The 22,636-nt window shown below is 47.4% G+C and carries 15 protein-coding genes; 9 read left to right on the top strand and 6 right to left on the bottom strand.

Translation table 11 applies throughout. The features are described from left to right. Window positions 1–71 precede the first annotated feature (71 nt). The 8 genes from ACOIT5_RS14505 (at window position 72) to ACOIT5_RS14470 (ending at window position 14,821) form a co-directional block, all read left to right on the top strand. Window positions 72–653, top strand: coding sequence for an RNA polymerase sigma-70 factor (locus ACOIT5_RS14505; protein ID WP_423126877.1), 582 nt, complete (start codon window positions 72–74; stop codon window positions 651–653). Between the two features lie 62 nt (window positions 654–715). Further along, window positions 716–1,699, top strand: coding sequence for a FecR family protein (locus tag ACOIT5_RS14500; protein WP_423126876.1), 984 nt, complete (start codon window positions 716–718; stop codon window positions 1,697–1,699). Window positions 1,700–1,836: 137 nt separating this feature from the next. After that, the gene (locus tag ACOIT5_RS14495) at window positions 1,837–5,322 is read left to right on the top strand and encodes a TonB-dependent receptor (protein ID WP_423126875.1); all 3,486 of its coding nucleotides are present in this window, start codon (window positions 1,837–1,839) and stop codon (window positions 5,320–5,322) included. Between the two features lie 18 nt (window positions 5,323–5,340). Then, entirely contained in the window at window positions 5,341–7,275 is a 1,935-nt protein-coding gene (locus ACOIT5_RS14490) for a RagB/SusD family nutrient uptake outer membrane protein (protein WP_423126874.1), read from the top strand. A 26-nt stretch (window positions 7,276–7,301) separates the two neighbouring features. After that, window positions 7,302–9,452, top strand: a complete 2,151-nt coding sequence (locus tag ACOIT5_RS14485; RefSeq protein WP_423126873.1) for a hypothetical protein — start codon at window positions 7,302–7,304, stop codon at window positions 9,450–9,452. Between the two features lie 147 nt (window positions 9,453–9,599). Next, a complete protein-coding gene (locus ACOIT5_RS14480; protein WP_423126872.1) occupies window positions 9,600–10,976 on the top strand; it encodes a pectate lyase family protein in 1,377 nt (458 codons plus the stop codon). A 2-nt stretch (window positions 10,977–10,978) separates the two neighbouring features. Then, window positions 10,979–13,453, top strand: a complete 2,475-nt coding sequence (pelA, locus tag ACOIT5_RS14475; protein WP_423126871.1) for a pectate lyase — start codon at window positions 10,979–10,981, stop codon at window positions 13,451–13,453. 54 nt (window positions 13,454–13,507) lie between these two features. After that, window positions 13,508–14,821 (top strand): DUF1593 domain-containing protein, encoded by a 1,314-nt coding sequence (locus ACOIT5_RS14470; RefSeq protein ID WP_423126870.1) that lies wholly within the window; start codon window positions 13,508–13,510, stop codon window positions 14,819–14,821. 62 nt (window positions 14,822–14,883) lie between these two features. Here ACOIT5_RS14470 and ACOIT5_RS14465 read toward each other — a convergent pair whose 3' ends face one another. From ACOIT5_RS14465 to ACOIT5_RS14445, 5 genes are read right to left on the bottom strand one after another with little or no spacing between them, the layout of a single operon-like run. Next, window positions 14,884–16,221 (bottom strand): MFS transporter, encoded by a 1,338-nt coding sequence (locus ACOIT5_RS14465; protein ID WP_423126869.1) that lies wholly within the window; start codon window positions 16,219–16,221, stop codon window positions 14,884–14,886. A gap of 52 nt (window positions 16,222–16,273) precedes the next feature. Further along, on the bottom strand, window positions 16,274–17,164 hold the full coding sequence (locus tag ACOIT5_RS14460) for an HAD-IIA family hydrolase (RefSeq protein WP_423126868.1): 891 nt from the start codon (window positions 17,162–17,164) through the stop codon (window positions 16,274–16,276). Window positions 17,165–17,170: 6 nt separating this feature from the next. Next, complete coding sequence (locus ACOIT5_RS14455) at window positions 17,171–18,484, bottom strand: sn-glycerol-1-phosphate dehydrogenase (RefSeq protein ID WP_423126867.1); 1,314 nt, start codon at window positions 18,482–18,484, stop codon at window positions 17,171–17,173. Window positions 18,485–18,495: 11 nt separating this feature from the next. Continuing rightward, on the bottom strand, window positions 18,496–19,740 hold the full coding sequence (locus ACOIT5_RS14450) for an MFS transporter (protein ID WP_423126866.1): 1,245 nt from the start codon (window positions 19,738–19,740) through the stop codon (window positions 18,496–18,498). Between the two features lie 35 nt (window positions 19,741–19,775). Further along, window positions 19,776–21,344, bottom strand: coding sequence for a glycerol-3-phosphate dehydrogenase/oxidase (locus ACOIT5_RS14445; RefSeq protein ID WP_423126865.1), 1,569 nt, complete (start codon window positions 21,342–21,344; stop codon window positions 19,776–19,778). Window positions 21,345–21,598: 254 nt separating this feature from the next. Here ACOIT5_RS14445 and ACOIT5_RS14440 point away from each other — a divergent pair, with 254 nt between their 5' ends. Then, window positions 21,599–22,363 (top strand): DeoR/GlpR family DNA-binding transcription regulator, encoded by a 765-nt coding sequence (locus tag ACOIT5_RS14440; RefSeq protein WP_423126864.1) that lies wholly within the window; start codon window positions 21,599–21,601, stop codon window positions 22,361–22,363. A 56-nt stretch (window positions 22,364–22,419) separates the two neighbouring features. On the opposite strand, the gene ACOIT5_RS14435 is transcribed toward ACOIT5_RS14440, so the two are convergent. Then, window positions 22,420–22,635 (bottom strand): hypothetical protein, encoded by a 216-nt coding sequence (locus tag ACOIT5_RS14435; RefSeq protein ID WP_423126863.1) that lies wholly within the window; start codon window positions 22,633–22,635, stop codon window positions 22,420–22,422. Window position 22,636: the final 1 nt, after the last annotated feature.

The following is a 22,636-nucleotide window of genomic DNA, read 5'->3' as shown; positions in this document are numbered from 1 at the left end:
ATCAAACGAAACATCTCGTTATTTTTTCATCTATCTCGTTATTTTTGTTTGAACCAACAACCAAATGACCGATGTCAGAAACAACGGATTTGAAGCAGATTTTGGCTGACATGGCAAACGATGATAAACTTGCCTTTGACCGCCTGTACGGTTTGTATTATTCCAGGCTGTATGCTTATTCCAAAATGTTTTTGAAAATGGATGACGGGATCGAGGATATCCTTCAGGAAGTATTTGTTAAGGTCTGGATGAACCGCCGGAACATCAGAAAGGTGGAGACTTACAATGCTTTCCTTTATACCATCACAAAAAATACGCTCCTGAACGAAATCCGTTCGCGCCTGAAATCGGAGGAGTTTAAAGTCAAACATTTCTGTAATTCCGTTCAAGCCGGGTTCATGACGCAAAACGATGTTGAATATGCCGATATGAAAAACAAGGTTGATGAATTCATCCTTCAGTTGCCGGAAAAAAGGCGCCAGATCTACCTGATGAGCAGAGAAGAGGGAAAAACAAATCCTGAAATTGCGGCAGAACTTGGAATTTCTGTTAAAACCGTGGAAGATCATATGACCCATTCGCTGAAGTTTTTAAAAGAAAAGTTATTACAACTCGGACTTGCTTTCGCGCTTTTCTACCAATTATTTTTATAATTTTTTTCTTCCCGGCAGGGGTAAGCAGTCCGTTTGGTGTATCATGAATAAGACTGACTCAAATGGAAGAAATTTTCAAGAAATATTCGAACAGCGCCTGTACTCCTGAAGAATATCTGGTTTTGGTGGAATACCTTAGAAATTCGGGGAACAACACCGATATCGACCGCCTGATGAAAGAAGCCTGGAACAATATGAAACACCAAAGCGGGAAAACTCCAGATGCCGGACTGCTGGGGCGGATCCATCACCAAATTGCACTGACCGAGAACAAACGACCGGGAAAAACAATCCGGTTCTACCAGATCAGCTTTCGTGTTGCATCCGTTGTTATCATCGGATTATTGATCACATTGGCGTTTTTCTACCAATCGGTACAATCTCCTGATTCGGAATTTGCCCTGCACTTTTCCACCCCTGCCGGAGCAAAAGCGAACTTTGAACTGCCCGACGGGTCTATCGTTTCGCTAAATTCAGGAAGCGAAATGTCCTACTCCGCGAATTTCAAAAAGAACAGAAACGTTCAATTAAAGGGTGAAGCCTATTTTGAGGTTAAAAAGAACAAAGGGACCTTCAGCGTAACAACAGCATACGGAAACATCCTTGTGTTAGGCACCGGTTTCAACGTGAAGGCTTACGCGGATGATCAATTCGTGACTACCCTGGAGCACGGTTCACTGGAAATAAGCACCGCAACAGGAAAAGAAATCTTGAAACCGGGCAGCCAGGCATTTCTCGATGAGAAAAATCAATTGCAGGTAAAGTCGGTTGATGTCAGGGATTTTGTTTCCTGGAAAGATGGCAAACTTATTTTCGTGCGGCAACCGCTGGACGAGGTTCTGAAAATGCTTGAACGCTGGTACAATGTAAATATTGAAATGGATTTGAAAGAAGCAAAGAATCTCTGGTTTACCGGAACAATTGAAATGGAAACCATTTCAGAAGTACTTGAAATAATCGGACAAACGTTGCCGATTGAATACTCATTTGACAAAAGAAGAAGAACCATTAAAATAAATGCGAAACAAATGATGACAAAAAAATGAAAGGACGGAAGTTGGCGCTTCCATCCCTTCAGGAAATTTGATTTAAGATCTCTAGTATTAAACCAAAAGGTAAATTTATGAAAAAAAAACGGCTTGATCGTGGCCTCTGGTCACGGCATCATCAATTTTTGAGAAAGATGAAACTAACTATCTTACTACTTTTTGCGGGAATGATTGCCGGTTTAGCTTCTGAAGCCTATTCCCAAACAACCAGGTTAGACTTGGTCTTCAAAGATTTAACTATTGAAAGCGCCCTTAAATCAATTGAAGAACAAACGGAATTCCGCTTTTTTTACAACGGAAAGATCGACGTTGACCGAAAGATTGACCTCCATTTCGAGCAAAAATCTATTGCCGAAATATTGGATGCCATCTTTAAAAATACCGATGTAAAACATAATATCGACGGGCGAATTATTGTACTTTCCAATGAAGATATTGCCCTCATCGGGAGCAGTTCCCAGCTTGCGCAGCCAACCGCAATAACCGGGACAGTGACCGACAATAACAACGCGCCAATCCCCGGAGTAACGATTATGGTAAAAGGAACCTCGAAAGGAACCATCACCGATGGATCGGGTAATTATCTAATCAACGCGAAAACCGGCGACGTGCTGGTCTTTTCGTTCGTAGGGATGAAATCGCAGGAGGTAGCGGTAACCAAACCGGTTATTAATATCATGCTAGACGAGGAGTCCATTGGTTTGGACGAGGTGGTGGCGATTGGCTACGGCAGCATGGTCAGGCGGGAACTTACCGGGTCTGTTGGATCGGTTTCAGGAGTAGCATTGGAACGAATTCCGGTGGCTTCTGCGGCAGAAGCGTTGCAAGGGAAAGTCGCCGGCGTACAGGTAACAACGATCGATGGAGCGCCTGGCTCGGAAGTAAACATTCGTATTCGAGGCGGCACATCGGTAACACAGAGTAACTCCCCGCTTTTTATTGTTGACGGATTTCCCGCCGACAACATTAACGACATTCCCCCAACGGATATCCAATCAATCGATATTCTGAAAGACGCCTCTCTAACAGCAATTTACGGAGCAAGAGGGGGTAACGGAGTAGTCATCGTAACAACCAAATCGGCCCGGGTTGGCAAATTAACAGTTAATTTCAACCACACCAGCCAGGTAAGAACGCTCGCGCGTAAAATTGAGTTAATGAACCCGTATGAATTTATCAAAATTCAATACGATGCCGTGGTAACCAACAATACGCGCCGTCAGCAATTCCGGGGTAACTTTGGTAACCCCGCCGATTTCAGCCTGTATAAACGATTTAAAGGAAACGACTGGCAAGACGAGATTCTGGGAGGAAACCCCATGAGCTACATGTACAACATGACGATTGGCGGCGGCACGCAGGGATTGAGATTCAATACCAGTATCACCCATAACGATGAAAGAGGTGTACTCATTGGGTCCGGCGTAATCCGAACCAACGTCAACACCAAAATTAATGCTGATATTTCAAAAAAAGTGAAAGTGCTGATCAATCCGCGATTCAATTACCGCCAGGACCGGGGAGCCGGCGCTGATGCAGTAGGCAGCGGCGGGATCATCGATGTGTTACGCTACCGGCCGACAAATGGTCTTCGCGACTTTTCATACCTTCCTCCCGAAGACATTGATCCGGAAGAAGAACGCTACTTTCAATACACCAACCCGAAAGGGGATATCAATCAGAACTACCTGAGAGGGAACAGGTACGAATTCACCAATCAGGCGTTAATCGAATGGAATGTTATTCCGGGCCTGATTTTTCGTACGGAGGGTTCGCAATACATGGCTTTTTACTACACCGACCGCTTTTGGGGCGACTTAACCTCAACAGCGAGAAATAATAACAGTTTGCCTGTAGCCGAGCTGGTCAGCCAAAGACGTAACCGATACGGATGGACCAACACGCTGAACTATAACTTATCACAAAACAATCACAATTATTCATTCCTGCTTGGACAGGAAATTCAAAGTTCAGTGCAATTTGCATCGACCAATTCGGCCCGTTACTTTCCAAAAGAAATCGAACCGGAAATTGCCATCCGGAATATGGGTTTGGGAACACCCTGGAAAGTGACCTCGTCAATTTCGTCACCCGAACGGGCAGCTTCGTTCTTCGGACAAGCAAACTACAACTACGCTCAAAAATATCTTCTCTCGGCCACTTTCCGCGCCGACGCCTCAACCAAATTTGCGCCGGGTAATCAATGGGGCTATTTCCCTGCTATTTCGGGAGCCTGGATCCTCTCGAAAGAAAATTTTATGGCTGATCAAAACCTGTTCTCGCTGCTCAAGCTGCGGGTGGCTATCGGTAAAGCAGGGAATAACCGGATTACCGACGATATGTGGCGTTATCAGTACGTTGTTAGCACCAGCGGGGGACCAGGCTGGGGCGAAATCAACGAAAACGGATACGAATACTATGTCAATTCAGGCGGGAGTACCTTCCCTAACCCAAAAATTAAATGGGAAACAACCCTTACCCGCAACTTCGCTTTCGACATTGGGATGTTTAAAGACCGGCTGACCATTACCCCCGAAGTATACTGGAACACCACATCGGACTTACTTTACGAAAGTAATATCCCATCTACCTCGGGATACGCCCGCCAAATGCAAAACATCGGTCAGGTTACCAACCGGGGCTTCGACCTGACGGTTGACGCCCGGATTATTGAAAGCCAGAACGCTTACCTGAACGCCAACTTCACTTTCGGAGCAAACAAAACACGCATCGATAAACTAAACGGCACCGAAGATGTGATCTGGACGACATCAAAGCGCTGGAGTTCGTCTGATTTTGACTATTGCCTGAAAGTCGGCGACCAACTCGGCCTGATTTATGGCTATGTGTACGATGGCATCTACCGTTTTAATGAATTTGAGATGACTTCCGGCTACTCTTATGTCGCTCTTCCTGAGACAGTAAATAACGACGCCCTGTTTGGCACAGCGCCGGGAAGACCAAAATTCAAAAACTTTGTCGATGGTGTTGATGGCGCGAGTGACATCAACATTGTCAACGAAAACGACAAGGTGGTCATTGGGAATACAAACCCCAAATTCAGCGGGGGCTTCGGTTTATCAGCCGGCTGGCAGAATTTCGATTTTTCTGCCAACTTCAACTTTATCTATGGGTTTGATGTGAACAACGCTTCGCGATATACCTTGTCTTCGTTCGAAAACAATACCAACAACTACTTCAATATACTTCCCGAATTTAATGAAGACCGGCGCTGGCGCTATGCCGAAGACACCTATGGAGACCGGATGGTCAACGACAGCCGGTATGTTGATCTGTACCGCGAAATCAACGCCGATGCCGTTGTCTTCAACCCGGTTGATATCGGGAAAAAAGTAACCCACTCTTATTTTATCGAAGACGGTTCTTTCCTCCGCTTACAGGATCTTACCCTGGGATATTCATTACCCAAGAAAGTTCTGGACAGCATCGGGTTAACACGCCTTCGGGTATTCTTTAGCGGATATAACCTGTGGATCTGGACCAACTACAGCGGCTACGACCCGGAGGTAGATATCCAGTCAGGACTGACACCCAGTGTAGACTATAACCGCTACCCGCGTAGCCGGAATTACGTATTCGGTGTAAACGTCACTTTATAAACCATAAATTACGGGAACATGAGAAAATATTTCATACTTATCAGCCTGATTTTGGTGGGACTCACATCATGCAAGGACTATCTGGATGTAAGCTCCGACTCGAAATACGAAGAAGATTACGTTTTTGGGACCAAAGAAGAAATCAACCGGGTATTGACCTCCGTTTACGCATCCCTGATGAGCAACGACACATACGGCAATGCCTATTTCGCCACCTTTGCCTTAAACAGCGATGTAGAATTTACTGCTTTCAGCAATTCGATACGAAGTGTTAACGGCGAAGACTTCAGGTGTTTCGACGGCACGCAACACGGCTCTTCGGTCCGGAAATTCTGGGATAAAGAATATGAAGGAATTGAGCGGGCAAACCTCTTTATCGACGGGATACAGAATAGTCCGGTTTATAGTGAGGACGATATCGACCTCACCCAGCAGCTGGGAGAAGCGAAAGTGCTTCGGGCCATGTTCTACCACGATTTGGTGGTGATGTTTGGCGATGTGCCTTTTACCACAGAACCTTCCATCAAGCTCGAATCGCTGGCCATCCCGATGACCGACCGAAATGAAATTCTCACCTACCTCATCAACGATTTGATCGGCGCAGCTCCGGGCATGAAATACGCAGCCTCATTGCCCGACGGAGTTGAACGGGCATCCCGCGAATTTTGTTATGGCATGATTGCCCGGATGGCCTTAACCCGTGGCGGTTACGCTTTGTACCCCGACAAAGGCAACCCGATGTCGGTTGGCACCATGCAAAGGCAGGACGACTACAAAGATTATTATGCGATTGCCATGCAATATGCCGATCTGGTGATCTCGTCCGCCACGCACGCGCTCAACAAATCCTTCCGGCAGGTATTTATCGACCAGTGTAATAATATTGTCAGCAATAACGATGACCCCATTTTCGAGATTCCTTTCCTTCGAAATTCGAGCAGCAACGTTGGTTATGTGACCGGAGGCACTGTTTCATCCACCGACGACATCACCAACCACATTTGGGGCGCTGCCAACGGCGGGATGCGGTTAAATGCGTTTTATCGTTACTCGTTCGACCGCAAAGACCTGCGCGAGAACTACACGGTTGGCATGTGGTATTACGATGCTGAAGGACTCCCCCAGGTGCGGACCGATTACAGCACGCACAACAACAAGTGGTCGAAACTATGGGCCAACTCTTCAGCCGCCCTGGGAAACAACAGTAAAGATAAAACAGGTATCAACTACCCGTATATGCGCTATGCCGATATTTTGCTGATGTATGCCGAAGCCGTTAACGAGGTAGAGGAAGGTGTAAACGGGCCAAACGGAGCAAAGGCAATCAACGCCCTGAAAGAAGTCCGCAGCCGGGCATTTGCCGCAGACGATCAATCGGAAAAGGTTGATGAGTACATCAGTGCGGCCGCCGGCTCCAAAGAATTGTTCTTTCAGGCCGTTGCTGAAGAACGCAAATGGGAACTCGGCGGCGAAAATATGCGCTGGAAAGATTTAGTCCGCTGGAACCTGTATTCAAAAGTAATTTATGACAGTTTTATGGAATACTACATTGTTGGTGCATTAGCCGACGGAAACTACATGGACGGTTCCGAAAAATATGAAAATCTCCCCTTAAGCATGTTCTACAAGCGTATCGCCAACCCCGGCGACATCAACATTTATCCCAACACGAGCCTGCAAATCATCGAATTCTATAATCTGTGGGAAAGTGTTTTGCATCCGGGCGCCGGTTGGAATATGGCCGATTTTTATGCCTGGGGCGATGAAAATACGGAATATCCAAAAGCTCAGTGTCTTTATTCATTCCGGGGTTATATCAAAGGCGGACCGGAAGGAAATTGGGAAAACATGAATCCCAACAACTTACCTCCCGTACGGTATATCCTCCCCATCCCGAACTACACCGTGCAAATGAGCAACGGACTGTATAAAAATTACTATGGATATAACTGATGACCACTTGAAAAAACTATCCGCATATGAGAAATAAAATCTTTATAATCAGCATGGTTCTTGCCGTCGTTTTAACAATGTTCCTGAATGCCTGCAAGGAGGAATTCTATAAAATTGATGCAAACGACGAAGAACTCAACAGGTCGTTCATGGCCGTATTCCGCTACCAGGCCAATACCGGTAATTCGAGCGACCCCTACTCCTGTAAGGTAGTAAATACAAACGACATGTACCTGGTATGGAATGGCATTAACGACGCGGCCGGGTACCGGATCCAGATGAAAATCCAATCCGGTTCCTGGGACCGGCCAGCCGATATTCTTCTGGATACCCTCGTTGGACCTGATGTTCTTAAAATGACCATTGAAGATTTGCAATATTCAACCAAGCATAATTTTGCCATTCAAACGCTCTCCCCGCTTGGCGAAGCCTACCATTCGAAGTGGTACGGAAAAGGGGATTCGGGGCACAACGACGAACGCGCCGAATGGGAAATGGGCGAACGCCTGGGTATCCCTGATGTGGTGTACGTATCGGATGTTACGGAAAACAGCATGAAAGTTTGGTTCGACCTGAAGGTATATAATACAGACCCGTCTGTTCTGAATCCCACCTTTCAATACGAAGACGGTAAATTTCTGTTAGACGAAATTCTGGTCCAGCCGGCCTCAGACAACCGGGATTTGCCCAGTCAAAAAATTAGTTTGACACAAGAAGACCTGGAACGCGGATACATTGAAGTAGAAGGCCTGACCTCAAATTCCATGTATGTTGTTAACGGATTGAACAACCAGGTTGTACGCTACTGGGACCGACTGTACAACACCACCATGGTGCGGATGCGGGGACAGGTGGGCGAGCCCATTTTAATTCCGCACCTGGTTGACGCAACGGATTTGGCACAACAACATAATGCATCACGCCTTGATACTATTCTGAACAACTACCTTTATGACAATTCCCTGGCCGAAGGCACCATCTTCCTGCTCGAAGGGGGCAAAACCTACTACCTGGGAAGTAACCCCGTTTTGGCCAAAGGTTTTACCCTAAAATCAAACGACCCGAGCAACCGGGCTAAAATCCTGATGGGTATCGGATGGAGCGAATCCAATCCGGCCAATGGAAATAACTATAACTTCCAGCTTGGACGACCGGCAGCTTCGGGCGAAATCGGCGGTATCACCGTGGCCGATGTCATCTTCAGCGATATTAACTTCGAAGCGCCATATGCTTATAATTACTTTAATAAGCCTGCGGATAAGTCGATTGCCGGAAATTATTTTGTCAATCAGCACTCGGCATCCATGCCGTTCACCTGCGCCAGGTTCGAGGTTCGTAACTGCAATTTCCAGGGGATGGTGCGGAGTTGGATGCGAACGCAAGGTTCGAACCGCCAGGTGATCGAAAACATCACCGTCGAAAATTGTTTGTTCCACGATGTCGGTATGTATGACATCAACGGGCGTGGTTACCCCTTTATCACCGGTGCTGCAAACTCCACGAAAACAAATATTTTCAATAATGTCGTCATCCGGAATAATTCCTTCATTGGTATTTCCTACGACCAGTTGATGCGCGAAAATGCCAACCTGGATTGGGCGCCAAACGTTGTCTGGAATGTGACCATTGAAAACAACACCTTCTTAAACGCTTTTGCCATCACCAGCGGCCGCTACATGATCCAACATCAGAATCCGCCGGCCAACAGCAAATACACCATTAAGAAGAACCTCTTTATTGCCGTGAAAGCGGCCAACGACGACAGGGCGCTCTTCCTGAGCGGGATGGATTTCAGAACTTATCGTCCGGGTTTAAGTTTCGACGTTGCCGATAACTATTCCACCTCGCCAAAATCGGCAAACGCTCTGGTCACCTACTATTCGTCTGCAGAGATCTTTACTCTCCAGCCATTTAGTCACGCCAGCCGGGGCGCCGGGTACGCCGGAGGAACCCTCAATGCGGGCGGTCTGGAAGCCACAAAAGTGATCACCGGACCAACGCCAATTGCGCCGGAGAACCTGATGGTCGATCCTTATCCAAAAGGTAGAAAAGTAGGTTCAGCCTGGGATACGAATGCGCATCTTTACAACTTGAACGGCTTGTATTTCAGGAATACGGATGAAGTGCGTAACCACCCGATATATACCCTGGGTATCGGAGACCCGCGCTGGAGGTAATCCGTTGGATATGGCTCCTGTCTGAAGCCGGCAAAGAATTGAATCAGTCATAAAACTTTAGCCTGAAGTCAGCCCACTGAAATAGCGGGGACTTCAGGCTTATTTTGAATACTTTTTTATATCGTCTTTTAGATAATTACATCAACCATGAAAAAATTAACAATCATTATTGTATTATTATTTCTGGCTATAAGCAATTATGCCCAGCAACCGGCATTTCCGACTGCCGAAGGGTATGGCAAATATGCAAAAGGAGGAAGAGGTGGTATGGTTTGCGAAGTAATCAACCTAAATGATAGCGGAGAAGGCAGCTTGCGGGTTGCAGTGGAAGCATCCGGGCCCCGAACCGTCGTTTTCAGAGTATCAGGCAACATTGAGCTTGAAAGTCCGATAACGATTATGAATCCCTTCATAACCATTGCAGGCCAGACGGCACCTGGCGATGGTATTTGTATCAAAAACCATCCGCTTAACATTGCTGCCGACCATGTCATTGTCAGATACATCCGGGTAAGGCCCGGTGATATTTCCGGAAAAGATTACGATGCCATTTCCTGCAGATATAGAAAACACATCATCCTGGACCATGTCTCGGCAAGCTGGAGCATTGATGAAACGATGTCGATCTATCACTGTGACAGTATTACCGTTCAATGGTGTTTAATTTCGGAAAGCTTGTGCGGATCAAATCATGTAAAAGGCTCACACGGCTATGGCGGTATTTGGGGCAGCAATTACAGCACTTATCATCATAACCTGCTGGCGCACCACAGCAGCCGCAACCCGCGCATGGCATCCGGGTCAGGTTATACCGATTACCGGAATAATGTCATTTATAATTGGGGATTCAACAGCCTTTACGGCGGAGAAAAACAACAAGTTGGAACTGATAAGCTCAACTTTTCGACGTTCAACATCGTGGGCAACTACTACAAACCCGGTCCGGCTACACGATCAGGCGAAATACTTTACCGCATCGCTAATCCTTCTTTCAGAAATGAAGAAGATTATGGAAAATGGTATATCGCAAACAACATTGTTGAAGGAAACACAGAGGTTTCAACAGATAATTGGAATGGTGGTGTACAAACCCAAATCTCACTGAATAAAATTAAACTGGATACTCCCTGGCCATCCATGCCAATTCATCAACAAACCGCAGAAGAATCATATCGACTTGTTCTTGATAAGGCAGGCGCCGTTTTACCCAAAAGAGATGCTGTGGATTCCCGGATTATTGAAGAAACACGGGGTCGTTTCGCCACGTATCAAGGTAAAGCATACGGCAGGAGCCACGGAGCCAACGAACCATCAGCAATCAGCGGCATCATTGACTCGCAAAATGACGTTGGCGGCTGGCCCGAACTCAAAAGTGTTCTTGCTCCAAAAGATTCCGATCACGATGGAATGCCGGATGAGTGGGAAATTAAAAATGGACTTGATCCCCATAGTCCTGACGACAGAAACCTGGTGGAAACTGATGGCTACACCATGTTGGAAAAATATATTAACAGCATTAAATAATCATGAAGAAAAAAACGAAGCAATTTTTCAGACCACTGGTTTTATTCTGTCTTACGCTTGTCGGGACCATTATTGTTGCAGAAAGTATTCATACGAAGGCGGAAGCAGCTAACCCGGATGAACAAAAATGGTCAGGCGCTTTGTTGCGTAAGAGTCCAGTATGGTATTCCGGCGTTGAAGCGCGCGAAATCGCCAACAATGTCATCCAGTATCAATCCGATGCAGGGGCATGGCCCAAAAATACAAACATCGCCGCCCAACCTGAATCTGATGACTATCTACAGAAAATACGTACCGGTAACGAAACAAACACAATCGACAATGGCGCCACAACTACCCCCTTAAGATTTCTGGCGCTGATGATCGATGCCACGGGGGAAGCAACGTATAAAGAATCGTTTTTCAGGGGGCTGGACTACCTGCTGGCCGCACAATACAAAAACGGGGGCTGGCCGCAGTTCTATCCCTTGCGCGATCATGGTTATTATTCTGAAATTACGTTTAACGACAATGCCATGATGAACGTGATGTTTTTCCTCCGGGACATTGCCGGCAGCCAAACACCTTATCATTTTGTGGACGATGTTTATCGCGAAAAAGCTGCCGAAGCCGTTGACAAAGGACTGAAATGTATCCTGAAAACACAAATCAGAGTCAACGGGAAACTGACGGCCTGGTGTGCACAATATGACCAGCACAGCCTCCAGCCGGCTTGGGCGCGTAATTTTGAACCGCCTTCTGTTTCAGGAAGCGAAAGCGTACCAATCGTCCGTTTTCTGATGGATATCGATCATCCGTCAGAAAAAGTAAAACAAGCAATTGAAGGAGCAATCAACTGGTTCAGCGAAGTACAAATAACAGGCATGCGTTTTCGCCGCGGTGTAGCAGCCGATGGCGAAAGAGACGCCTGGGTGGAGGCTGATCCCGAAGCCAAACCGCTATGGGCCCGTTTTTATGAAATTGAAACAAACAAACCCATCTTTACCGGGCGCGACCAGGTGATCCGTTATTCATTTGCCGAAATTGAACGTGAACGCCGGGTCGGCTACAGTTATTATGGAAACTGGCCCGAGGAACTGATCAACGAAGACTACCCCAAATGGAAAGCAAAACATCCTGAAAAGCCCCGCGTATTTGTGCTCACTGATATCGAAAATGAACCGGACGACGCCATGTCGATGGTCCGTTTTTTAGTGTATGCCAACCACTGGGATATTGAAGGACTGGCGGCTACCACCTCGATCCATCAAAAAAACAAGGTGGCCACCTGGCGAATCAGGGAGATTGTTGACGCTTACGGTAAGGTTAGGGATAATTTGGAAAAACACGAAACCGGCTTTCCAACCGGAGATAATATGCAGGCTGTGATTACCGAGGGACTTCCTGAATACGGGATGTTAGCTGTCGGCAAAGGTAAAGATTCACCCGCTTCGGAAGCGCTCATTGCTTCAGTTGACCACGACGACCAGCGCCCGGTGTGGGTTACTGTTTGGGGTGGGCCCAATGTGCTGGCCCAGGCGCTGTGGAAAATCAGGGAAACACGTTCAAAAGAAGAATTGGCAGCTTTTGTTTCAAAACTTCGGGTGTATACCATTTCCGACCAGGACGACAGCGGCCCCTGGATTCGCAAGGAGTTTCCTGATTTGTTTTACGTTGTCAGCCCCGGCTTTAATGCAGGAGGAGCATACCATCACGCGACATGGAGCGGCATTAGCGGCGACTATTTTCATGCCCGCTGCGATGGCGCCGATTTTTCGCTGGTCACCAACGAATGGCTCGACACAAACATACGCCGCAAAGGACCGCTTGGCGCACAATACCCGCGCTGGGATTTCTTAATGGAAGGTGATACGCCTTCGTTCCTCAACCTGATCAACAACGGACTAAGCAATCCGGAACACCCGGAATGGGGCGGCTGGGGCGGCCGCTATGAACAGTACACCCCACGTATGCAAAAATGGCATTTGGAACCCGAAACCCGTCCCATCTGGAGCGATGCCGATGACGAAGTGTTGGGTATTGACGGCCGCTGGCACGACGGCAACCACGAAACCATTTGGCGGTGGCGCGAAGCTTTTCAAAACGATTTTGCCGCACGGATGGACTGGACCATTCTCCCGTTTGAAAAGGCAAATCATCCGCCGCTGGCGATACTCGATCACGACCAATACCTGACGGCCACACCCGGCGAACGAATCAACCTGAGCGCCAAAAGCTCAACCGACCCTGACGGCGATGCGCTTTCGTACCATTGGTTTTGCTATGCCGAAGCCGGTTCGTTTCCTGTTTCGTCAGCCCGAAGCGGCCAGCCCGTCGAAATTAAAAATTTTGATCAGCCGGAAGCCTGGCTGATGGTGCCCACCCAACGGGTGATGCCTCCCGGATTGGGAACTATTCATATCATCCTGGCGGTAACCGACCACGGCAGTCCCCGACTGACCCGTTACAAACGTGTGATTGTCAATGTAAGCAAGTAGTCAGTCGCCGTAATCAGCAGTATCCTAATTGTTTGACGAAAAATTAAGCAGACCATGATCCATTTTTTGCATCGTTTTAGCATGTTAGCAGCATTAAGCCTCATTTTTTTCAGGTGCAGTACGCCCCAAAAGCAACCGGCCCCAACCGCCGACAACCGTTTGCGGGTCATCGTATCGACAGACATCGGCGGAACCGATCCCGATGATTTTCAATCGATGGTACATCTGCTTCTTTATGCTGATATGCTCGATATTGAAGGATTAATCTCATCGCCGTTCGGGCCGGGAAGAAAAGAACACATCCTTCAGGTCATCGATCAATATGAAAAAGATTACCTCAACCTGGCAAGGTCCTCTCACAGGTACCCCTCGGCAGACTCGCTGCGCCGGATGACCAAACAGGGCGCCACCGAAGTGGCCGGATACAGCGGATTTGACAAGCCAACAGAAGGTTCGGAATGGATTGTGACTTGCGCCCGGAAGAATGATCCCCGCCCTTTGTATATCCTGGTTTGGGGCGGGATTGAAGATCTGGCACAGGCGCTGCACGATGCACCCGACATTTTGCCCAGGCTGCGCATATACTACATTGGCGGCCCCAACAAAAAGTGGGGACCGGATGCCTATCAATACATAGCCGATCATCATCCCAATTTATGGACCATCGAATCAAACGCCACCTACCGGGGTTGGTTTACCGGTGGAAATCAGTCGGGTGAGTGGAGTAATACCGGCTTCCCGGAAAAATACATCAGCCAACGGGGTGCGCTCGGCGATTTTTTCATGACCCAACTGGGAGGCGCCATCAAAATGGGCGACACGCCCTCGCTTGCCTGGTTACTGAATAGTCCGAACCCGGAAGATCCGACTCTCCCCAACTGGGGCGGACAGTATATACGTGCCTGGGAACGGCCTTACCGGTTGTTTAACCGGATGCCGGCATTGAACGACACCATCGCCGAGTTTACCGTTATGGAACTGGCCCTGCCCCTGCCCGATCAATTGCCATCGGGGCCGGAAGCCCACCTGATCGTGGAAAACCAGGCGCTGCCCGGAACCATCAGTAACGACGGCACCATACGTTTTCGCTTTTCACCTAAAGGGGCCAGCGTATTTCAATTCGAAATTGAAAGCAATGTGCCTGAGCTGAATGGTCGAAAAGGCGAGGTGACGGCGGTAAGCACATCACCCGATCTGGCCAATGCGCCTTCCCCCGGATTTCCAAACTGGTACACCGATGATCCCCGCCCGGAATGGCGCGAAGACCCGCACATCGGAGCCAAAACGGTGAACCAATGGCGCAGGGAATTTCTGACCGATTTTGCAGAACGCATCGAACGTTGCCGGGTTCCTGATCAAAAGAAATAAGATTCAAGAATACCCATGACGCAGGCAACATCCTGTCGCGATGGGCATTCTCCTCTATTAGCTTAATTTCCGACGGTTTTCTTTTCCTGGATATACCCTGAGTTCCAGGTGAAAGCGAAGAACAGCGTCGCGGCCATTCCGGCAATAACCAGAATCAGAAAACCCATACCCCAGCCGTGTTTGGTAACAATGACACCCAAGCCCCATCCTGACAGAACGGTACTTAAATAGCCAAAAAGTCCGGTTAAACCAATCGCTGTGGCGGCAGCCCTTTTTGTTGCCAGGTTAGCAGCAATGATACCAACCAGCGCTTGCGGCCCGTAAATAAAGAACCCGACGACACAAAGCAGGATTCCATAAAAGAACGGACTTTCGTGCGGCAATTTCCAGAAGAAGAAAACAGCTACCGTACAAATCAGCATATAGATCAGGGCCGCCCGGCCACCCCGGCCTTTAAAAACCCGGTCCATCATCCATCCGCTTGAAAGCATCCCCAAAATTCCGAAACCTTCATACCCGGCAACCAGCCAGCCGGCCCGTTGCAGTTCAACCCCTTTCATCTCCGTCAGGAAAGTGGGCCCCCAGTCGAGAATAGCATATCGAATGGTATACAGGAACAGGTTTGCCAGACAAAGAAACCAGATCGCCGGGTTGCCAAAAACCTTTTTTCGGACAAACTGTTTAAAACCCTTCTCATCGCCTTCGCTCTGATCGTCGCCCACTTCGGGCTCCTCGTTTTTATAAACATCTACCGGCGGTAGACCCAACGATTCAGGCTTATCCCTCAAACGGTTAATTAAAAACAAGGCTCCGATAAATGCCAGGGCGGCAGGTACAAAAAAACAATAACGCCAATCGTAACCCACCAGAAAACTATTCAGTACCAACACCAATCCCGCGCCAATCGAATGCGACGTGTTCCAGAATGAAAACTTAACGCCACGCTCTTTCGGCGAAAACCAGTTGGTAATACTGTTGGCGCAGGGAGGAAATCCCATTCCCTGAAACCAGCCGTTTAGCAGCCAAAAAATACCAAAAGAAATGACCCCGCTGCTTAATCCGAAGAACAAACTCATCGAGGCGGACAACATCAATCCCAGCGCCATGAAATAACGGGGGTTTGTTTGATCGCCAAAGAATCCGTTAACAAACTTGGAAAGCCCGTAAACAACCCCGTGAAGCGTTAAAAATAAACCTAAATCAGCTTTCGAAATTCCCAGATCAGCCTCGATGGCAGGCATGGTAATCGATATGTTTTTCCTGACAAAGTAAAACATCACGTAGCCAATCATGGTGGAGTACATAATCCGGGTTCTCCAGTACCGGTAACGTGCGTTCAACTGGTCCTGATCGGTGATCGTTACCTCTTTGGCAGGAACAGGTTTTAAAAAATTAAACATGCGGCTCATTATTCGTGGTTATAGTTATGAGTTCGTTTTCCGTCTAAATTTATCAATCTTGTTTCTTAATTTCCAAAGGAGAGCGAGCCATTTCCAACAACTCACCAAACATTTCCAAATTCGGAATCACCAAGTCCGGTTTCGGATCAGCATTTTCAACATCCTGCAAAGTGGCTTCGCCCGACAGGACCAGAACGCTAAAAGCCTTTGCCCGGTAAGCCATTAATATGTCCGTATAGATCCGGTCGCCCACCACCGCTATTTCTTCAGCAATCAATCCGTTTGTTTGCAAAATTCCATGAAGCATTTCCGGCTGCGGCTTTCCCAAAACCATATCAGGCATTCTCCCGGTTGCTTTTTCCAATGCGGCACAAATTGAACCGCAATCCACTAAGATCGTTGGTTGATCGGTCGGACACACAAAGTCAGGATTCGTAGCCACATACAATTTCTGTTTGCTGATCCACCAGGCAGCACGTGACAATTTTTCGTAAGCCAGGCTCAGATCAAAGCCAACCACCACGGCATCCGGTTCTTCACGGGGATCATCCGGAACAGCATAAAAACCGGCCAGTTCAAACTCCCGAACCATACTTGGCGTACCAAGAATAAATAATCGTTTAATCTCCGGGTGATTTTCGTTTAAGTAAGCAATAGTGGCATGCGCTGAGGTGTACAACTCGTTCGGCTCTGCCTCAATCCCCATGTTCTGCAAATGGATCAGGTAATCAGCCGTACTTTTTGAGGGGTTATTGGTTAAAAACGAATAACCGATTCCCAACTTTTTAAAGTTTGCCAGAATTTTTTTTGTGAAAGGGAAGATGGTACTTCCGGTATAAATTGTTCCGTCCATGTCGAGTGCGACATGTTTTATCTTTCGAAGCCTGTCCAACAAGGCCTCTTCATTGTCGAATGATGATAAATATATTGTTGTAGCCAGCATAAATTCTTAAAACATTTCATTTAACCATTGTTCCAGATAACCTGTTCTGACCGCTATATCGAGTATGGTAAACCGGGTGCGGATGTATTGGGCCCGTACGAAGGATGATTTCATCCTTTCTTTGGAGATGCCTATTTGTTCCGGTTCAACAGGCGCACCAACAGCAATCAGTCGTCGTTCAACTTCACCGGAAGGCACTAACTGTTTCGATAGTTGATCTTTGAGTTGCGGCCAGATCTGTTTAAGCTGGTTTAGCTGACCGGCCAATTCTTCGCGCGAAATATATTTTGCACGTGATTCTTTTAGGGCCGTATCGAGAAAATCGGTATCGCGAAACAGGCTTACCGCTTGTTGTTCCAGTTCGGTCCACTCGGGCCACTTCCTGCAAGCAGCTTCCGTGTCGAGTTTATCCAGCGGCGTTTGGAGCATTTTTTCATAAAGCCGGGTGACAGCCAGAGTGGCAATACCCACCTGAAAACCGTGCGACGGCGCTTCGCCCTGGTATGTATGATGTTCCATATTCCACAAATGGCTAAACTGGTGTTCGGCCCCGGAAGCCGGACGACTACTTTGCGACCACTGCATGGCAAATCCGCCAAGAATGAGTCCCTCTACCAAAGGCGTTACCGCACTTTCTTTTCCTTCTTTGGCCCCTTCGGGATCGGCAAGCGCTTCCTTCAGCCCATCCTGTACAATAGACCATGCACGTTTATCAATTGGTTCAACGCCCAATGCATCAGCCAACATCCAGTCAGCCCCGGCCGTAACTTTAGCAAACAAATCGGCATAGCCCGACGCTGTCATCAAAGCAGGCGCTTTTCGGATGACCTCAATATCGGCCAGAACAGCCTGCGGCGCAGGACATGAAAATGTTTGTTTCGCACCCTGGTAAGTAATGGAAGCGCCAAAAGCCGTATATCCATCCATCGAAGCAGCGGTTGCCACACATAGATACGGCCGGTTTGCCCGGGCTGCAGCCAATTTGGTTAAATCATTGATTGTTCCTGATCCGACAGCCACAGGAATGGCATCATGCCCTTTTAAAGCCTCTTCCAGTTTAAGCACATTGCCGAACTCGGCATACGGACGGGGTTCATTAAAAATGAAGGGTTCACCATGCACCATCTCTTTGGCAAGCAAGCGGGCCTGAATTTCCCGTCCTGCAACCTTATAGGTTGTAGTATCACACACCACAAGCGCCTTTTTCCCTCCAAAATTCTGTTCGAACAAAAGCGGAACCTGATCTATCATATTCCGGCCTATTTGCAACGCACGCGTATCACTCGCTGATGCCAAAGCTTCCTCTACACTCGATTTCATTGATAAATATCTTAATATGAATACATTGTTTTTGCATTATTGGGCAGCGTAATAAATTTTGTTAATAGGGAACTGATAAAATATAAACCTGCCAGAATCCAAATCACGCCTTCGCTGCCAATGAGGTGATAAAAAATTCCGACAAGGAGAGGGCCAACAAACACCGGAAGTCCGGCTCCCAGGTTGAGTACAGCCATAGCAGCCCCTTTATCTTCTTTTACCAGGGAAGGCACCAGGGCCGATAAGGGAACATAACCCGCCAGCAACGCGCCCCAGAGGGTCCCGGCAGCCATGACAATCCAAAAATTACCATCGCCAAAAAGGGGAGAATAATAAAACAACAAGGTGCTGATCCCGCATCCGACCCCGCCAAACCAAATTACGGTATTTCTCCAGCCTACGCGGTCGCCTACAAATCCAAAAATGAGGTTAAAAATGATGTTTCCGGTAAAGATCGTACCCCAAATCTGTAACCACTCCGTGGTGTTAAACCCGTGATCAAACATATACATCGGCAAAAACACGGGAAATGCAAACTGGGCGGTTGTATTGATGATCCGAACAATTCCTCCAAGCAAAACTTTGGGTTCGTCGCGCATAATGGTGATTCCCTTCATTAAGTCTTTCACTTTCGACTCCGCTTCTTTCCTTTCTATCCGCTTAAACTTACTCAGGCCCAAAGCAAAGAAAGCGCCGATTAAAGCCCAGAAAACCGAAGTCCACAAGGTTGGGATATGACCGAAACGAATAATTGCCCAACTGGAGTAATAGGCTCCCAATACGTTGAGTCCTCCGGTAAACACAAACCAAAACCACCCGACAGCTCGTCCCAATTGTTGCTTTGGCGTGCTGTACGTAATCCAAACCAGGAACGAATAGGCAAACAAAGGATAGCCAAATCCTCTGAGCGCATAGGTAGCCAGCATGACCGGGTAATTAAGCTGAGGCATTCCCATACCGACAAAGCCCATCGTGCCCAGCAAGTACAGGATCAATCCAGCCAGCATGGTTTTTTTAGCCCCGTAAGTTTCGGCAAAAACACCCGAGAACCAGGATGAAATGGCAATGGTAATTCCGTAAACGGTAAACAAGCTGGCAGATGCTTCGATTGTTAACCCCCGCTCGACAAGATACGGACTTAACCAGCCTTGTTCAATCCCGTCGCCCATCATAAAAATCAATACGCCTAAATAGCCCCACGACAGATGTTTCGGCAGTCCGGCATTTTCAAAAAAAGAGTTCCCATTATTTTTCATCGTTTGGTCTGGTTTTATTTGGTTGTATTCTTCCTTTAACTAACAAGATAACATTTTGCGAGCGAAGTGAAATTACGCACCTGTTGCTGGATCCATTCTTCCGGATACTTCAGTTCTTTCGCCATGATGGAAGCCACCTTCGGCGCCATTTCAATCGCGGCCCTCGCATCCAGGAACAAAGCCCTCACCCGCCGGGCCAAAACATCTTCAACCGTTTGGGCCATTTCCTCTTTTACCGCCCAAACAACATGCGCCGCCTTAAACGTATACGCGGGATGTAATAACAGATCATTTTCTGAATCCTCGTTAATTAACCGGTTGATCTTCTCCGAATCACTACCATAAACATAATCCCACGCCGACCGGTCAGCCTGTTCGCTATACCCGTGCAGTTTCAGATTTGCCGTCACACACTTCCTCCGGATTAAATCTCCGACACCGATGGCTTCATCAACAATTTCCTCAGCCATTTCCCGGTAGGTAGTCCATTTACCACCGGTAACCGTGAGCAGACCCGACTCAGACCGGTAGATTTTATGGCTGCGCGAAATTTCTTTTGTCTTTTTCGAATCTCCATTCACCGGAGCGGCTAAAGGGCGCAAACCGGCAAAAACAGAAAGCACGTCTGAACGCTTTGGTTTCAGATCCAGGTATTGGCCGGCCTGATCCAAAATAAAATCAACCTCCTCCTCCAATGCCAAAGGCTCTGTTTCCGGTTTTTCCAGGGGAGTATCCGTGGTGCCCAAAACAACCTTATCGTGCCAGGGGACGCCAAACAACACGCGTCCATCCATGGTCTTCGGAATCATCAAAGCCGATTTTCCTCCCAGAAACTTCCGGTCGACCACCAAATGAACACCCTGGCTGGGACGAACCTTCTTCTGCACGCCGGGCGTATCCAAGGCCATCAGCTCATCCACAAAAACGCCCGTCGCATTCACCACCACTTTGCTCTTTACCGTGAACAGCCTGCCGGATAACAAATCTACGGCATTCACGCCACATATCCTGCCCGAGGCATCTTTTTCAAGACCAGTTACTTTCACGTAATTCAGGCAGATCCCCCCATGATCAACAGCAGTTTGTGCCAGTGAGATGGCCATTCGGGCGTCATCAAACTGTCCGTCATGGTAAACCACTCCTCCTTTTAAACCATTCTGCTTTAAGCCGGGAATTTCTTTTCTCACTTTTTTCACCGATAAGGGTAATGAGCGGCCCAGGCCCAACCTGCCGGCGAGGACATCGTAACAGGTAAGTCCAATAGCATAAAACGGCCGTTCCCACCATTTGTAGTTTCCGATAATAAACCGCATGTCTTTCACCAGATGAGGGGCATTTCTGCGCATACGCCCCCGCTCACGAAGCGCCTCAACCACCATTCGCACATCGCCCTGCGCCAGATAACGAACGCCACCGTGGACCAGTTTGGTACTCCGGCTCGACGTGCCTTTGGCAAAATCATCCTGCTCGAGCAAAGCCACCCGATAACCGCGGGAAGCAGCATCGACAGCCACGCCCAGGCCGCTCGCACCACCACCGATCACTAGCATATCGTATTCACAACCAGCTTCAGTTATTTTTTGCAATAAATTATTCCTTTTCATATCGATTATCAATAAACCTTAAAAACGAAATCATAAAATACCTAAAATTTCCTTTTCTATCCTTTTATTTCAAAACACACAACAAAAGTATATAAAAAGAAAACACAAAACAACAAAAATCGGATAATGTATTTCCTTTTATATATCTTTTATTTGACAATCACATACAAAAAAACAATCAAAACACACATAACGAAACACAAAGAAGAACTAAAAAAAGCCTATCTTTGTGATAAATCATAATCAACAAAAATATGTTAAGCATTGCGGAGCGTCACAAGTACATTCTTGAATCACTGAATAAAAACGGATTTATAAAAGTTTCAGATATCGCAAAAGAGCTTGATGTAACTCTGGTGACAATCAGAAAAGACCTCAAATACCTGGAGGAAAAAAAACTACTATACCGGACCCACGGAAGCGCAAGCCCGGTTAATCCTCACACCTCCGATATCAACTTACAGGTGAAAGAGAAGATGAAAACCGACGAAAAAAGACGGATTGCCCAGGCTGCCTGTAGATTAATTGAAGAAAACGACTCCATCATCATCGCTTCCGGTTCAACTGCCCATACCTTTGCCCAGGAATTAAACCCGGCCAGCAACCTGACCGTTGTGAGCGCCTCCCTGAAAACATCCCTGCTGCTCAGCAATGTAAACAACATTGAAGTCATTCAACTGGGCGGGATTGTCCGCAAAAATTCGTTTTCCGTAATCGGAGATTTTGCAGCCAAAATATTCAACGACCTGACTTGCTCCAAACTCTTTCTCGGCGTCGATGGGATTGATATTGAGAACGGGGTTACAAATTCCAACATACAGGAAGCGGCCTTGAACAAAATCATGATGGAAGCTTCGCTGCGTACCATCATCTTATCCGATTCTTCGAAATTTGGGAAAAGAGGTTTTGGAAAAATCTGCAGCCTGGACAAGATCGATGTAATTATTACCGACTCGGGAATACCGAAGGCAACTGCCCTGGCGGTAGAAGAAATGGGTGTAGAACTCATTATTGTATAAACCGGAGCCTTGAGGATCAGAAAATCGGTTTAGGAACAGCCCGTATCCGGGAAGAGCTATTTCCTAAACAGGAATTCATCAACAACAAAACCGGAGGTATTCACCAGCTTAATACTTATACTTTTTGAGCTGACCAACAGTTCTGCACGCCGGTCGTTGGCGTTAATCAGGATCGGGAAATTATTATTTGCTTCTCCCCTACCAATGTACAACTGCCTGTGAATATGACCACAGAGCATCAAATCAATCCCGGCCTCGTTAAGAACCGGCATA

It is taken from the genome of Gaoshiqia hydrogeniformans (assembly GCF_049347105.1).
Classification (GTDB): Bacteria; Bacteroidota; Bacteroidia; order Bacteroidales; family Prolixibacteraceae; genus Gaoshiqia; species Gaoshiqia hydrogeniformans.
This window is presented reverse-complemented; position numbering and strand designations above follow the sequence as displayed.

Excerpts from the sequence above, each read along its gene's own strand:
- ACOIT5_RS14505 (WP_423126877.1), top strand. The coding sequence starts at position 72 with ATGTCAGAAACAACGGATTTGAAGCAGATTTTGGCTGACATGGCAAAC.
- ACOIT5_RS14500 (WP_423126876.1), top strand. The coding sequence starts at position 716 with ATGGAAGAAATTTTCAAGAAATATTCGAACAGCGCCTGTACTCCTGAA.
- ACOIT5_RS14495 (WP_423126875.1), top strand. The coding sequence starts at position 1,837 with ATGAAACTAACTATCTTACTACTTTTTGCGGGAATGATTGCCGGTTTA.
- ACOIT5_RS14490 (WP_423126874.1), top strand. The coding sequence starts at position 5,341 with ATGAGAAAATATTTCATACTTATCAGCCTGATTTTGGTGGGACTCACA.
- ACOIT5_RS14485 (WP_423126873.1), top strand. The coding sequence starts at position 7,302 with ATGAGAAATAAAATCTTTATAATCAGCATGGTTCTTGCCGTCGTTTTA.
- ACOIT5_RS14480 (WP_423126872.1), top strand. The coding sequence starts at position 9,600 with ATGAAAAAATTAACAATCATTATTGTATTATTATTTCTGGCTATAAGC.
- pelA (WP_423126871.1), top strand. The coding sequence starts at position 10,979 with ATGAAGAAAAAAACGAAGCAATTTTTCAGACCACTGGTTTTATTCTGT.
- ACOIT5_RS14470 (WP_423126870.1), top strand. The coding sequence starts at position 13,508 with ATGATCCATTTTTTGCATCGTTTTAGCATGTTAGCAGCATTAAGCCTC.
- ACOIT5_RS14465 (WP_423126869.1), bottom strand. The coding sequence starts at position 16,221 with ATGTTTAATTTTTTAAAACCTGTTCCTGCCAAAGAGGTAACGATCACC.
- ACOIT5_RS14460 (WP_423126868.1), bottom strand. The coding sequence starts at position 17,164 with ATGCTGGCTACAACAATATATTTATCATCATTCGACAATGAAGAGGCC.
- ACOIT5_RS14455 (WP_423126867.1), bottom strand. The coding sequence starts at position 18,484 with ATGAAATCGAGTGTAGAGGAAGCTTTGGCATCAGCGAGTGATACGCGT.
- ACOIT5_RS14450 (WP_423126866.1), bottom strand. The coding sequence starts at position 19,740 with ATGAAAAATAATGGGAACTCTTTTTTTGAAAATGCCGGACTGCCGAAA.
- ACOIT5_RS14445 (WP_423126865.1), bottom strand. The coding sequence starts at position 21,344 with ATGAAAAGGAATAATTTATTGCAAAAAATAACTGAAGCTGGTTGTGAA.
- ACOIT5_RS14440 (WP_423126864.1), top strand. The coding sequence starts at position 21,599 with ATGTTAAGCATTGCGGAGCGTCACAAGTACATTCTTGAATCACTGAAT.
- ACOIT5_RS14435 (WP_423126863.1), bottom strand. The coding sequence starts at position 22,635 with ATGCCGGTTCTTAACGAGGCCGGGATTGATTTGATGCTCTGTGGTCAT.